Source organism: Variovorax sp. LjRoot84, from assembly GCF_964254305.1.
Lineage (GTDB): Bacteria > Pseudomonadota > Gammaproteobacteria > Burkholderiales > Burkholderiaceae_C > Variovorax.
Map to the genome: position 1 here is coordinate 5,872,918 of NZ_CAXUTE020000001.1, position 14,195 is coordinate 5,887,112.

General features: G+C 68.0%; 10 protein-coding genes. 5 read left to right on the plus strand and 5 right to left on the minus strand.

Annotation, left to right across the window (positions count from 1 at the left end; genetic code table 11):
• Nucleotides 1-25: 25 nt before the first annotated feature.
• The 3 genes from ACSQ9I_RS28965 (at nt 26) to ACSQ9I_RS28975 (ending at nt 2,210) form a co-directional block, all read left to right on the plus strand.
• On the plus strand, nt 26-1,243 hold the full coding sequence (locus tag ACSQ9I_RS28965; RefSeq protein ID WP_436315439.1) for a LysM peptidoglycan-binding domain-containing protein: 1,218 nt from the start codon (nt 26-28) through the stop codon (nt 1,241-1,243).
• A gap of 98 nt (nt 1,244-1,341) precedes the next feature.
• Nucleotides 1,342-1,635, plus strand: coding sequence for a hypothetical protein (locus tag ACSQ9I_RS28970; protein WP_436315440.1), 294 nt, complete (start codon nt 1,342-1,344; stop codon nt 1,633-1,635).
• A gap of 59 nt (nt 1,636-1,694) precedes the next feature.
• Entirely contained in the window at nt 1,695-2,210 is a 516-nt protein-coding gene (locus tag ACSQ9I_RS28975) for a DUF494 family protein (RefSeq protein WP_093108652.1), read from the plus strand.
• A gap of 6 nt (nt 2,211-2,216) precedes the next feature.
• Here ACSQ9I_RS28975 and ACSQ9I_RS28980 read toward each other — a convergent pair whose 3' ends face one another.
• The 5 genes from ACSQ9I_RS28980 to ACSQ9I_RS29000 form a co-directional block, all read right to left on the minus strand.
• Nucleotides 2,217-4,640, minus strand: a complete 2,424-nt coding sequence (locus ACSQ9I_RS28980; RefSeq protein WP_436315441.1) for a DUF1631 family protein — start codon at nt 4,638-4,640, stop codon at nt 2,217-2,219.
• A gap of 128 nt (nt 4,641-4,768) precedes the next feature.
• A complete protein-coding gene (gene secF, locus ACSQ9I_RS28985) occupies nt 4,769-5,722 on the minus strand; it encodes a protein translocase subunit SecF (protein ID WP_436315442.1) in 954 nt (317 codons plus the stop codon).
• A gap of 12 nt (nt 5,723-5,734) precedes the next feature.
• Nucleotides 5,735-7,615, minus strand: a complete 1,881-nt coding sequence (secD, locus tag ACSQ9I_RS28990; RefSeq protein ID WP_436315443.1) for a protein translocase subunit SecD — start codon at nt 7,613-7,615, stop codon at nt 5,735-5,737.
• A 93-nt stretch (nt 7,616-7,708) separates the two neighbouring features.
• Nucleotides 7,709-8,044 carry a preprotein translocase subunit YajC gene (gene yajC, locus ACSQ9I_RS28995; RefSeq protein WP_436305959.1) on the minus strand — a complete coding sequence of 112 codons (336 nt, stop codon included), beginning with the start codon at nt 8,042-8,044 and terminating at the stop codon, nt 7,709-7,711.
• A gap of 207 nt (nt 8,045-8,251) precedes the next feature.
• Nucleotides 8,252-11,857 (minus strand): indolepyruvate ferredoxin oxidoreductase family protein, encoded by a 3,606-nt coding sequence (locus tag ACSQ9I_RS29000; RefSeq protein WP_436315444.1) that lies wholly within the window; start codon nt 11,855-11,857, stop codon nt 8,252-8,254.
• A 183-nt stretch (nt 11,858-12,040) separates the two neighbouring features.
• On the opposite strand from ACSQ9I_RS29000, the gene ACSQ9I_RS29005 reads away from it, so the two are divergent.
• Both ACSQ9I_RS29005 and ACSQ9I_RS29010 read left to right on the plus strand, forming a co-directional pair.
• Entirely contained in the window at nt 12,041-12,553 is a 513-nt protein-coding gene (locus ACSQ9I_RS29005) for an Lrp/AsnC family transcriptional regulator (RefSeq protein ID WP_093108646.1), read from the plus strand.
• A gap of 6 nt (nt 12,554-12,559) precedes the next feature.
• The gene (locus tag ACSQ9I_RS29010) at nt 12,560-14,191 is read left to right on the plus strand and encodes an MFS transporter (RefSeq protein WP_436315445.1); all 1,632 of its coding nucleotides are present in this window, start codon (nt 12,560-12,562) and stop codon (nt 14,189-14,191) included.
• The last annotated feature ends 4 nt before the right edge of the window (nt 14,192-14,195 follow it).

Below are 14,195 nucleotides of genomic sequence, written 5' to 3' on the forward strand. Positions count from 1 at the left end.
CGTAGTGCGTGCACACCATCAAACCATGAAACAACTCCGAATCAACGACTGCCTGCGTCCGAACATCTTCGCCACGCTGGCGATGATCGCCATGGTGGGCAGCGGCACGACGGCCCTCGCGCAGAACTACCCCGTCACGCCGCAGCAGCGCGCCACGGCCCAGCAGACGGCGCAGACCGGCGTGCCGCTCAGCGAGCTGGCGCCGAACGCGCCCGACGAATACACGATCAAGCCCCGCGACACGCTGTGGGCCGTTTCCCGCCTTTACCTGCGCAGCCCCTGGCGCTGGCCCGAGCTCTGGGGCATGAACATGGGCGAGATCCGCAATCCGCACCTCATCTATCCAGGCCAGGTGCTCTATCTCGACAAGACCGGCGGCCGCGCCCGCCTGAGCACCCGCCGCGGCGGCTCGAGCGTGGCCGATGGAGGCACCATCAAGCTGACGCCCCGCACACGTTTCGAATCGCTGTCGGGCATGGCGCTGCCGACGCTCAACCCCAGCCTGATCGAACCCTTCCTGAGCGAGCCGATCGTGGTCGACCAGGAGACCCTGCTCACGGCGCCGCGCATCGTGGCGGGCAACGACAGCCGCGTGCTGCTCGCGCGCGGCGACCGCGCCTATGCGCGGGGCGAGGTCAACTCGCCGCTGGTGGAAACCGCCGGCCCGATCAAGACCTTCCGCATCTTCCGCAACGCAACGCCGCTGAAGGACCCCGGCACCGGCGAGATCCTCGGCTACGAGGCGCAGTACCTCGGCAAGGCCCAGCTGCAGCGCGGCGAGTCGAGCGTCACCGAGATGGTGGAAGGCAAGGAGCTCAAGAGCGTGGTGCCCGCGACCGTCGACATCGTCGCGGCGCGCGAGGAAATGCGCGCCGGCGACCGCCTGCTGCCCGAACCGCCCCGCCAGCTGCTGAGCTACGCGCCGCGCGCGCCCCAGCAGCCCATCGAGGAAGGCCGCATCGTCTCGGTCTACGGCAACGCGGTGCAGTTCGCGGCCCAGAACCAGGTGGTCGCGATCAACAAGGGCACCCTCGACGGCATCGAGAACGGCCACGTGCTGGCCATCCTCAAGAACGGCGAAACCATCATCGACAAGACCGGAGCGGCCAAGGAAACGCTGAAGCTGCCCAACGAGCGCATCGGCCTCCTGATGGTGTTCCGTCCCTTCGAGCGGGTTTCGTACGCGCTGGTGCTCGAAATCAACGACGCCCCGCGCATCGGCGATCTGCTGATCAACCCCTGACACCTCTCTCGCCCTCGCGTGGAACGTGAAGAACGCGCGGGCTGGCTCTGCGGCTCACGCTGACGCCGGGCATCGGCAACACGGCAGCGCGCCATGCCTTGATCCGCCAAGGTGCGAAGCTGGTCGAGACGGTGGGCGACGTGCTCGAAGAGCTGCGCCTGGACGGCGCCACGGCTTCTGCTGCTGCGAATCCGACGGCGCAGGACGCCGATGCCGACGCGGAACACGGGCTCTTGCACGACATTGGCTACGACCCGGTGAGCCTCGATGCGCTGTGCGCACGCACCAGCTTCAGCGCCGCCGAGCTGCAGGCGCAACTGCTCGAGCTCGAACTCGCCGTCAGCGTCGCCCGCCTGCCCGGCGGCCTGTTCCAGCGCGTTGCGCAGGGCTGACGGCGTCGCGTTCGAACAACGCAGCGGGCCAGGCGCGCCGAGTGGGCTATATTGGCCCCATGTTCGAAGTGCTCGTGTATGTCTACGAAAACTACTGGCGCGGCGATGCGTGTCCCGAGCCCGAGCAACTGGGCCGCAAGCTCAGCGCGCAGGGCTTCGATGCGGAAGAGATCCGCGACGCACTGCGCTGGCTCGACGGCCTGAGCCTCGCCACCCAGGGCGTGCAACTGACCCGGCACGCCGACGGGACCAGCGCCACGGTGAGCGCGCGCAGCCCGAACGATGCCGCCTTGCCCGAATCGCCGGGTTCGATGCGCGTCTATTCGACCGCCGAGCAGGAACACCTGGGCGCCGAATGCCTGGGCTTCATCAGCTTCCTCGAGTCCGCGAGCGTGCTGCCCCCCGGCATGCGCGAGATCGTGATCGATCGCGCCATGGCCACATCGGGCGACCCGCTGGCGCTTGACGAGCTCAAGATCATCGTGCTGATGGTGCACTGGAGCACCGGCGTCGAGCCTGATGCGCTGGTGCTCGACGAACTTTGCGACGACACGACAGGCCGCGTCGCGCACTGAAGCCGGCTAGTTCAGCAGCCGCTCCGGATTGGCATCCAGCTTGGCCAGCGCCTCGCGCGTGGCCCGCACCGTGAGCGTTTCCTCCTCGGCCGGCACCAGAAGACCCGCCTGCAGATAGGACGCCAAGCGCCCGACCTGGACCAGGAAGCTGCGCCCGTCGCTCGACGCGAACAGGTGCAATTGCTTGCGCTCGCTGCGCCAGACGAATTGAACCTGGCTCACGCGGTCGTTGTGGTCGAGCATGAACCAGGTACCGACCTGGAGTTCGCGCGCCCACGCGAGCATGTCCTCGCCGACCTTGGTGCCGGTGTCGGGCACGATCTCGAGCGAAGCCGCATCGACCCCGAGCAGCAGCTCGATGCTGGCGGCGTCCAGCGGCAGGTCGGTCGCGCCGTCGTCGTCGGAAACGAAATCCTCGAGGTTGGCCAGGCGCTTGGCCATGGCCTCGATCTTGGCCGGCGGAATGGCCTCGGTCTTCGACAGGAAGGCATCGGACAAGGTGGCGCCGATGGTCTTGATGTGCGCCTCCTGCGGATCGCCGACGATGCCCAGCAGGCTCATGCCCTGGCGCAGGCGCTGCAGCAGCTGGGGCAGGTCCTGGATCACGCGGGCGCGGTCGTTGCGATTGGGCTTGGCGCTCGCGGCCCACACCAGGTCGGAAGCGGCGCGCTTGAGCGTCACCGTCTGCTCGTCCTGGGCGCCGTGGCGCAGCGCCGCGATCGCGAGCACCTCGGCCCAGACCTTGAACAGGAACTCGCGGATCTCCTCGCGCACCGGCATGTCGTTGAGCATCTTGCGCAACTCGATGGTGTACTGGATCGCCATCGTCTCCTTCTGCTCGACCTGCTGCGCCACGCTCATCAGGCGCTGGGTGGCGTCACTCTGCGTCAGGTACTTGTTGAGGAAGGCAACGAATTCGTCGAACACCAGCTTGAACACGCGCTGGCCGGTTTCGGGGTACTGCTCGATCACCTGGACCACGCGGCGGATCTCGCCCTCCAGTGCGCTGCCCGAAATGGCGGCGGCGTCGAAGCCCATCACGCAGGAACCCATGCGGTCGATCAGCATGCGCGCGGGGTGCTGCAGCGTGCCGAAGAATTCCGGCTCGGCGATCGCGACGCGCAGCACCGGCATCTGCAGCCGCGCGAACCACACGCGCGCCGAGAACGGGATGCGCTCCTCGGCGAGGATGGCCTGGAACATCAGCGCCACGATCTCGACCGTGGCCTTGTCGGCGGTGGTCGGCGCCTTTTTCTTGAGTTCGCTGGTGCGCCGGCGCATTTCGGCCGCGGTCTGGTGAATCGCCGTGGCTTCGTCGCCGACCACGTACTGCGAGGACATCATCTGGTAGGCCGCTTCCGCATCGGCGATCGCGGCGGCGAAGGCCGGTGCGCCGAGGCCCACACCGCCACCCCCGCCACCCCCGTGACCGCCGTGACCGCCGTGACCGCCGTGACCGCCGTGACCGCCGCCTGCAGCCATGCTGCCCGCCGCCGCTGCGCGCTGCTGGGAGAGATCGCCGCCGATGCGCGCGGTCACGAAGCGCTTGAGATTGAGCAGCACGCCCTGCGCCCGCTGGCGTGCAAGGACCAGCGGCGAACCGCCGGTCGCGACCAGCGTGTCGCCGCCGGCAGTGCCCGGCCCGCGGCCGACGCCGATCGCCGCCGGCGCGAAGCTGCCCGGGGGCGCCCCGAAGGCGACCGGCGGGCCGCCCATGCCCATCGGCGCGCTGCCGGCATGGGCAAAACTGGTCCCGAGCGTCGCCGTCCCGGAATTGACGCTGCCCGTGCGCTTGACGAAGCTCTTGAGATCGATCTCGGGCATCACGCCCTTCTCGATCAGGAAGGCATTGGATTCCTTGTAGGCCTTGACGATCACGTCGACCAACTGGTGCTGCACCACGTCCTGCACCTTGGTCCAGAGGCTGCGGCTCAGGCCGGCGGCCAGCCACTGGTCGACCAGCACCTTGGCCAGCGCCTCGGGCTTGAGGATGTCCTTGGCGTTAAGCTCGGCCGTGCCTTCGAGATGCTGGATGCGCAGCCGCAGGTCGTTGAGCTCGAAGCTGGCCTTGTCCTGGATCGCCTGGGCCAGGCGGGAGTACAGGATGCCGGTCTCCACCACCTCGTCGCCAATCAGTTCGAGGCGCGACAGCGAGTTGACCGAAGGCCCGCTGCCGGTACTGCCGATCAGCGCCTTGCGCCATGCAGTCTGCGACAGCGGCACCCAGCTCGACCCCTGGGCCTGGAAAGCGATGTAGTCGTCGCGGTACTCCTGCATCTGGCGCACGTTGCCGGTCATTCCGGCGAGGGCGGCCAGCCGCTCGCGGATCGCGTGGGCGACCGGCGGGATCGCACCTTCGGTGGCGGCGACGAAGCGTTCGCGCGTCTCGCGAGCGAGTTGCTGGGAGGAAGCTGGAGACCGCGAGATCATGGACAGTAGCGACGGCTAATTAAAAACGTTTCAGGCGCGAGCTTGCCTCGGGAAGCGTAACCGCACAAGAGCAGGCCCTGCTCGGCAGCAACCCCAACATACGAAAGTCGGGGCCGGCGGCGCGCCGTTCACACGGTGGCGCCGGCGTTCGGATCGTCCGGATCGCCCTCGCGCTTGATCGGCCCCTTGACCAGGTCCTCCCGCTTGACGCCCAGCCACATCGCGATCGCCGCCGCCACGAAAGCCGACGAGTAGATGCCGAACAGGATGCCGATGGTCAGCGCCAGCGCGAAGTAGTGCAGCGTCGGGCCGCCGAAGAAGAACATCGAAAGCACCACCAGCTGGGTGCAACCGTGCGTGATGATGGTGCGGCTGATGGTCGAGGTGATCGCGTTGTCGATGACCTCGCGCGTCGTCATCTTGCGGTAGCGCCGGAAGTTCTCGCGCACCCGGTCGAAGATGACCACCGACTCGTTGACCGAATATCCCAGCACCGCCAGCACCGCCGCCAGCACCGCCAGCGAGAACTCCCACTGGAAGAAGGCGAAGAAGCCCAGGATGATCACCACGTCGTGCAGGTTGGCCAGCACGGTGGCGAGCGCGAACTTCCATTCGAAGCGGAAGGCCAGGTAGATCATGATGCCGACCACCACCATGCCCAGCGCCTTGAGGCCGTTGGTGGTGAGTTCCTCGCCCACCTGCGGGCCGACGAATTCGTTGCCACGCAGGGTGGCCGATGGGTCGACGGCCTTGAGCGCGGCCATCACCTGCTCGCTCTGCTGGGCCGAGGTCTGGCCTTTCTGCACCGGCAGGCGGATCTGCACGTCGCGCGAGGTGCCGAAGTTCTGCACCTGCACGTCGGGGTAGCCGAGCTTGCCGATGGTTTCGCGCACCTTGCCGACGTCGACCGACTGCTGGTAGGCGATCTCCATCACGGTGCCGCCGGTGAACTCGACCGACAAGTGCAGCCCGCGATGGAACAGGAAAAACACCGCCAGCAGGAAGGTGATGACGGAGATCGCGTTCAGCACCAGCGCATGGCGCATGAACGGGATGGTCCGGTGGATTCGGAAGAACTCCATTTTTCTGTTCCCTTACTTGGCGTCGGCCGTGGCCTTGCTGGCGTCCGGCTTCCAGACCGTACCGATCGACAGGCTCTTGAGCTTCTTCTTGCTGCCGTACCAGAAGTTCACCAGGCCGCGCGAGAAGAACACCGCCGAGAACATGGAAGTGACGATGCCGATGCAGTGCACCACGGCGAAGCCGCGCACCGGGCCCGAGCCGAAGGCCAGCAGCGCGATGCCCGCGATCAGGGTGGTCACGTTGGAATCGAGAATCGTGCCCCAGGCGCGGTCGTAGCCCGCATGGATGGCCGCCTGCGGCGAGGCGCCGCCGCGCAGCTCCTCGCGCACGCGCTCGTTGATCAGCACGTTGGAGTCGATGGCCACGCCGATCGCGAGCGCCATGGCCGCGATGCCGGGCAGCGTGAGCGTGGCCTGCAGCATCGACAGCACCGCCACCAGGAGCAGCAGGTTGACCGCCAGCGCGATCGACGAGAACACGCCGAACAGCGCGTAGTAGAGGCACATGAACACCATGATCGCGGCGAAGCCGTACATCACGCTGTCGAAGCCCTTCTGGATGTTGTCGGCGCCCAGGCTCGGGCCGATGGTGCGTTCCTGGATGATTTCCATCGGCGCGGCCAGCGAGCCGGCACGCAGCAGCAGCGCGAGGTCGTTGGCCTCGACCACGGTCATCGAACCCGAGATCTGGAAGCGGTTGCCGAGCTCGCCGTTGATCGACGGTGCGGTCAGGACTTCGCCCTTGCCCTTTTCGAAGATCAGCATCGCCATGCGCTTGCGGAAGTTCTCGCGGCTCACGTCGCGCATGATTCGGCCGCCCTTGGCGTCCATGGTCAGGTCGACCTTGGGCTGTTGGGTCTGCGAATCGAAGCCGGGTTGCGCATCGGTAAGGTTCTCGCCGGTCACCAGCACCTGCTTCTTGACGATGATGGGGCGGCCTTCGCGGTCGAGGAATTTCTCGGAGCCGAAGGGCACCGGGCCGCTGCCGGTTTCGGCCGCGCGGCCTTCGGCGGACTCGTCCACCAGCCGCATCTCGAGCGTGGCGGTGCGGCCCAGGATGTCCTTGGCCTTGGCCGTGTCCTGCACGCCCGGCAGCTGCACCACGATGCGGTCCAGGCCCTGCTGCTGGATCACCGGCTCGGCCACGCCGAGCTCGTTGATCCGGTTGTGCAGGGTCGTGATGTTCTGCTTGAGCGCCGCGTCCTGCAGCCGGCGCGCGGCCTCGGGCTTGATGGTGGCGACGAGCTTCCACTCGCTGCCTTCCTGGCTGTCGGTCGTCGCGAGGTCGGCGAACTGGTCCTGGATCAGCGCCTTGGCCGCTTCCAGCCCGGCGGCATCGCGGAAGCGCACCTCGATGGTCTGGCCGTTGCGGTTGACCGAGGTGCCGCGGACGTTCTTGTCGCGCAGGCCGGAGCGCAGGTCATTGGCGAAGGACTCGGCCCGCTTGTCGATGGCGCCCTTCATGTCGACCTGCAGCAGGAAGTCGACGCCGCCGCGCAGGTCCAGGCCCAGGTACATCGGATAGGCATGCAGCGCGGCGAGCCAGGCCGGCGAGCGCGACACCAGGTTGAGCGCCACGATGTAGGGCGGGTCGCTCGGATCCGGCACCAGCGCGCGCTGCAGCACGTCGCGCGCCTTCAGCTGGTCGTCGGTGCTGGCGAAGCGCGCGCGCACCGAGGTGGCGTCCAGCGTCAATAGGTCGGGCGTGAGGCCGGCAGCCTTCAGTGCCTCGGCCACGCGGGCCTGGGTGCCGGCATCGACCTTGACGGTCGACTTGCCCGCGGACACCTGCACCGCAGGCGCCTCGCCGAAGAAATTGGGCAGGGCGTAGATCAGCCCCACGAGCAGCACGATCACGATGATCGCGTACTTCCAGACCGGGTAACGGTTCATGATCGCGCTTGGAAATTGAGCCGAACCGTTCGGGCTGAGCTTGTCGAAGCCTTGCTCCGGCCCTTCGACAAGCTCAGGGCGAACGGGGATGGGTTACTTGATGGCGCCTTTGGGCAGCACTTGCACGACCGCCGAGCGCTGCAGCTGCACTTCGACGCCCTTGGCGATCTCGACCGTCAGGTACTGGTCGCCGAGCTGGGTGATCTTGCCGAGCAGGCCGCCGGCGGTCGCCACCTCGTCGCCCTTGGCCAGGGCGTCAATCATGGTGCGGGCTTCCTTCTGGCGCTTCATCTGCGGGCGGATCATCACGAAATACAGCACCACGAACATCAGCACCAGGGGCAGCATGCTGCCGAGCGAGGACATCATGTCGCCGCCGCCGGCAGCAGCAGCAGGCGCGGTCTGGGCGAAAGCAGAGGAAATGAACAAGGAAGTCTCCAGCAGAGGGAAGTGATAAGAGCGCGAACCCCAGCCGGGGTTCACGCTTCCGCGGCCGCATGACGCAGCCGCGCAGCGCGGGGCCTGGCCGCGCACAGCATCGAACATTGTATTCGGCGGCGTTCACCCCGCCGGGGCTAACCCGGCGGGGCGTTCGGGGCTTTCAGGGCAAGGCCCGGCGACCTGCCGGCGCCGGCCTCAGGCCGCGGCGCGCTGCGACCGCGGGTCGCGCCACTTGGCCACGAGCTCCGCCCAGCGCGTGCGCGCCGCGGCCAGGTTGCGCTCCTTGACGTGGCCGTAGCCGCGGATCTGCTCGGGCAGGCTGGCGATCTCCAGGGCAAGCGCGTGGTTGTCGGCGTTCAGCCCGGCCAGCACTTCGTCGATGCTGGCGCGGTATTCGGCGATCAGCGCGCGCTCGGTCTTGCGCTCTTCGGTACGGCCGAAGACGTCGAGCGCCGTGCCGCGCAGACCCTTGAGCTTGGCGAGCAGCCGGAAGCCGGTCAGCATCGCGGGGCCGAACTTCTGCTTCTGCAGTTCGCCCTTGGCGTTGCGCTTGGCGATGATCGGCGGGGCCAGGTGGTAGTTGAGCTTGAAGTCGCCCTCGAACATGCCCTCGACGCGGTCGAGGAAGCTGCGGTCGGTGTGCAGGCGCGCCACTTCGTACTCGTCCTTGTAGGCCATGAGCTTGAACAGGTAGCGTGCCACCGCTTCGGTCAGGCTGGTCTTGCCCAGCGCCGACTCTGCCTGCTGCACTTTGGCGACGAAGGCCTTGTATTGCCCGGCATAGGCCGAGTTCTGGTAACCGGTGAGGAACTCGGCGCGGCGCTCGACCAGGCTTTCGACCGTGTCGCGCTTCTTGAACTCGATGACCTGGCCGGGCGAGACGCGCTTCTGCACCGCCTCGGGGCGCTGCGCGGCCTGGCGGCCCCATTCGAAGGCGGCCTTGTTGTTCTCGATCGCCACCGCGTTGAGCTCGATCGCGCGCATCAGCGAGGCATGCTCGAGCGGGATCCAGCCCTTCTGCCAGGCATAGCCCAGGATCATCGGGTTGACGTAGATGGTGTCGCCCATCAGCGAAGTCGCGGCCGCATCCGCGTCGAAGGCGCCGACGCCTTCGGCTCCCACCGCGCGCGCGATCTCGGCGGCGCAGGCTTCCTGCGGGTTCTGCCAGTTGGCGTTGCGCACGAAGGCGGCCGTCGGCGTGCTGTGGCTGTTGAGCGCGACATGGGTGCGCCCTTCGCGCATGCGCGCCATGGTTTCGGCATTGACGCTGACCAGCGGGTCGCAGGCCAGCACCAGGTCGGCCGCCGCGGTGCCCACGCGCGTGGTGCGGATGTCGTCCTGCGTGTCGCCGATCAGCACGTGGCTCCAGGTGGCGCCGCCCTTCTGCGCCAGGCCGGCCGCGTCCTGCGTGACGATGCCCTTGCCCTCGATGTGGGCCGCCATGCCCAGCAGCTGGCCGATGGTGATGACGCCGGTGCCGCCGACGCCCGCCACCACCACGCCCCAGACCTTGCCGCCGGCGAGCGAAGGCAATGCAGGCTCGGCCAGCGCGCCCAGCTCGGCGGGCGTGGCGGACTTGTCCTTCGCCTTCTTCTTGAGCTGGCCGCCTTCGACGGTGACGAAGCTCGGGCAGAAGCCCTTCAGGCAGCTCATGTCCTTGTTGCAGGTGCTCTGGTTGATGGTGCGCTTGCGGCCGAACTCGGTCTCCAGCGGCTCCACCGACAGGCAGTTGCTCTGCACGCTGCAGTCGCCGCAGCCTTCGCAGACCAGCTCGTTGATGACCACGCGCTTGGCCGGATCGACGGCCGTGCCGCGCTTGCGGCGGCGGCGCTTCTCGGTGGCGCAGGTCTGGTCGTAGATGATGGCCGTGGTGCCCTTGATCTCCCGGAACTCGCGCTGGATTTCGTCCAGCTCGTCGCGATGCCGCACCTTCACGTCCTGGCCGGGCACGTTCACGCCTTCGTACTTCTCCGGCTCGTCGGTGACCACGACCACCTTGACCGCGCCTTCGGCATGCAGGCTCTCGGCGATCTGCAGCACCGAATGGCCCTCGGGCCGCTCGCCGACCTGCTGGCCGCCGGTCATGGCGACCGCGTCGTTGTAGAGGATCTTGTAGGTGATGTTGACGCCGGCCGCGATGCTCTGGCGGATGGCGAGCAGGCCGCTGTGGAAGTAGGTGCCGTCGCCCAGGTTGGCGAAGATGTGCTGGTCGGTGGTGAAGGGCTGCTGGCCGACCCATGGCACGCCCTCGCCGCCCATCTGCGTGAAGCCGATGGTGGAACGGTCCATCCAGGTCGCCATGAAGTGGCAGCCGATGCCGCCCATCGCGCGGGAGCCCTCGGGCACCACGGTGCTGGTGTTGTGCGGGCAACCCGAGCAGAACCAGGGCTGGCGGCCCGCGTCCGAGACGCCGGTGGCCTGTGGCGCGGCCATGGCGCGCTCCTTGGCCTCCAGGATGGCCAGTTGCGCATCGATGCGCGCGGCCATGTCGGCGCCGGCGGCAGCCAGGAGGCCGCTCTTCTTCAGGCGCTGGGCGATCGCCTTGGCGATCAGTGCCGGGTTCAGGTCGGCGTTGGAGCGCAAGAGCGTGTGCGAAGTCGGATTGGGCATCGACCATTCGCCGCCGGAGTAGCCCTCGGCCTCGTACACCTCGCCCTCGTCGAACTTGCCGACCACGTTGGGCCGGACGTCGGCGCGCCAGTTGTAGAGCTCTTCCTTGAGCTGGTATTCGATGACCTGGCGCTTCTCCTCGACCACCAGGATTTCCTGCAGGCCGGTCGCGAAGGCGCGCGTGAGCTGCGCCTCCAGCGGCCACACCACCGCCACCTTGTGCAGCCGGATGCCGAGCTGGCGGCAGGCCGCGTCGTCCAGGCCCAGGTCGACGAGCGCCTGGCGCGTGTCGTTGAAGGCCTTGCCGCTGGCCATGATGCCGAAGCGGTCGTTCGGGCCTTCGATCACGTTGTGGTTGAGCCGGTTGGCGCGGATGTAGGCCAGCGCGGCATACCACTTGTAGTGCATGAGCCGCGCTTCCTGCTCCAGCGCATGGTCGGGCCAGCGGATGTGCAGGCCGCCGGGCGGCATCTGAAAGTCGGTGGGCATCACGATCTCGACGCGCTCCGGGTCGATCATCGCGGTGGCGCTCGACTCGACGATCTCCTGGATCGTCTTCATGCCCGACCAAATGCCGGCGAAGCGGCTCATCGCAAAGGCATGGATGCCGAGGTCCAGAATCTCCTGCACGTTGGTCGGGAAGAACACCGGCGTGCCGCAGGCCTTGAAGATGTGGTCGCTCTGGTGCGCCGCGGTCGAGCTCTTGGAGATGTGGTCGTCGCCGGCCACCGCGATCACGCCGCCCCAGGGCGTGGTGCCGGCCATGTTGGCGTGCTTGAAGACGTCGGAGCAGCGGTCCACGCCCGGGCCCTTGCCGTACCAGATGCCGAACACGCCGTCGTACTTGTTGGTGCCAGCGGGCGAGAAGCCGAGCTGCTGGGTGCCCCAGAGCGCGGTGGCCGCAAGCTCTTCGTTTACGCCCGGCTGGAACACGATGTGCTGTTCCTTCAGGTACTTGCTGGCCTTCCAGAGCGCCTGGTCGTAGCCGCCGAGCGGCGAGCCGCGGTAGCCGCTGATGAAGCCGGCCGTGTTCTTGCCGGCCTGCTTGTCGCGCAGGCGCTGCAGCATCGGCAGCTTGACCAGGGCCTGCACGCCGGACATGAAGGCGCGGCCGTAGTCGAGTGAATATTTATCGTCGAGCGTGACCGTTTCTAGGGCCTTGCGGATGTGCTCCGGCAGCGGTGCGTTCATCTTCGTTGTCTCCGTTGGCTGTGCCTTGTGGGCGTGGCGGTTGGGTGGGGCGAGGCGTCCGGGTAGAACACTCCCCGCAGCCATCATGCTCGCAAAGTGTATGCCTGCCGCCTTGATAGGTGTTTGCGTTCTTTGCCCGTTCAAGCAGGCTTTTTGGAAGGATCTTGCTTAAACTAGGCCTTCATGGAAAGTATTGACAAGTTCGACCTCGCGATCCTGCAAGAACTGCAGGCCGACGCCCGGCTCACCAACGCCGAACTGGCGCAGCGCGTGGGGCTCTCGGCGGCACCCTGCTGGCGCCGCGTGCGCGCGCTGGAAACGGCCGGCTACATCCGCGGCTACCACGCCGAGATCGATCGCCACAAGATCGGCCTGGGCGTGCTCGCCTTCGTGCGCCTGGACACCGACCGCGCCACCGGCGAGGTCACGCGCAAGATCGAGGAGGCGATCCGCAAGCTGCCCGAGGTGGTGGCCTGCCACTACATCAGCGGCACCGGCATGTTCGAGCTGCAGGTGGTGGCCGAGGACCTGGATGGCTTCTCGCGCTTCGCGCTCAACAGCCTGATGCACCTGCCCAACGTGAAAGACCTGCACACCAGCTTCTCTCTCGGCGAGGTCAAGGCCAGCCGCGCGCTGCCGCTGGGCCACCTGGCGAAGAAGCCGGCGAAGTCCGGGAAGCCGGGCGCGGGACAATAGCGGCTCATGCCACCGATCTCGACCGAGGAAACCCCCGTCGCCCCGACGCGCGCGCAGCCGCCGCGCATCGGCCCCTTCGAACCGCTCATCAAGCAGCCGGTGTTCCGCATGCTGTGGAGCACCTGGCTGGTCGCCAACATCTGCATGTGGATGAACGACGTGGCGGCGGCCTGGATGATGACCTCGCTGACCACTTCGCCGATCTGGGTTGCGCTGGTGCAATCCGCCTCCACGCTGCCGGTGTTCCTGCTCGGGCTGCCGAGCGGCGCGCTGGCCGACATCCTGGACCGGCGGCGCTGGCTGGTCGCGACCCAGTTCTGGCTCGCCGGCGCCGCCATCGTGCTGTGCGGCGCCGTGGTGCTGGACCTCATGAGCGCGCCGCTGCTGCTAGCTCTGACCTTCGCCAACGGCATCGGCCTGGCGCTGCGCTGGCCGGTGTTCTCGGCCATCGTGCCCGAGCTGGTGCCGCGCACCCACCTGCCGGCCGCGCTCGGGCTCAACGGGCTGGCGATGAACGCATCGCGCATCGTCGGGCCGCTGCTGGCCGGCACGCTGATCGCGAGCGCGGGCACGGTCTGGGTGTTCGGGCTCAACGCGGTGCTGTGCGTGGCCTCGGGCTTCATCGTGCTGCGCTGGCGGCGCGAGCACAAGCCCAATCCGCTGGGCCGCGAACGGTTGATCAGCGCGATGCGCGTGGGCGTGCAGTTCGTGCGTCAGTCGCAGCGCATGCGCGCGGTGCTCACGCGCATCTCGATCTTCTTCCTGCACTCGACCGCGCTGCTCGCGCTGCTGCCGCTTCTGGCGCGCAACCTGCAAGGCGGCGGGGCCGGCACCTTCACGCTGCTGCTGGCGGCCATGGGCTCGGGCGCGATCGTAGCGGTGCTGTTCCTGCCGCGGCTGCGCCAGGCGCTCGCGCGCGACCAGCTGGTGATCCGCGGCGCCATGCTGCAGTCCGGCGCCACGGCCGTGATGGCGGTGGCGCCCAACGCCTGGGTCGCCGTGCCCGCGATGTTCCTCGGCGGCATGGCCTGGATCACGGTCGCCAATTCGCTCTCGGTCTCGGCCCAGCTCGCGCTGCCCGACTGGGTGCGCGCGCGCGGCATGTCGATGTACCAGATGGCCATCATGGGCGCGAGCGCCTTCGGTGCCGCGCTCTGGGGCCAGGTGGCCGAGCTCTCCTCGCTCTACATCAGCCTCGGGATCGCGGCCGTGAGCGGCACGACGTGCATGCTGGTCGCGCTGCGCTACGTGACCGACGGCGTCGGCGAGGAAGACGACACCAGCCCCGCGCGCAAGGGCTGGGCCGCGGGCCCGCCGGCGGAGGCGCCGGGCGAGGAAGGGCGGGTGGTGATCACCGTCGAATACATGATCGACCCCGCGCGCGCCGCCGCCTTCCACATCGTGATGCAGCAGACGCGCCGCGCGCGCCTCGGCCAGGGCGCGATCGGCTGGGAGCTCTTGCACGACATCGCCGAGCCGGGCCGCTACGTCGAGGAGATCGTCGACGAATCGTGGACCGAGCATCTGCGCCGCTTCCACCGCGCGACCGCGGCCGACATGGCGCTGCGCGAGCGGCGCCTGGCCTTCCACCAGGGCGAAACGGTGCCGGTGGTGACGCGCTACGTGGTGCGGCGCTGAGCGC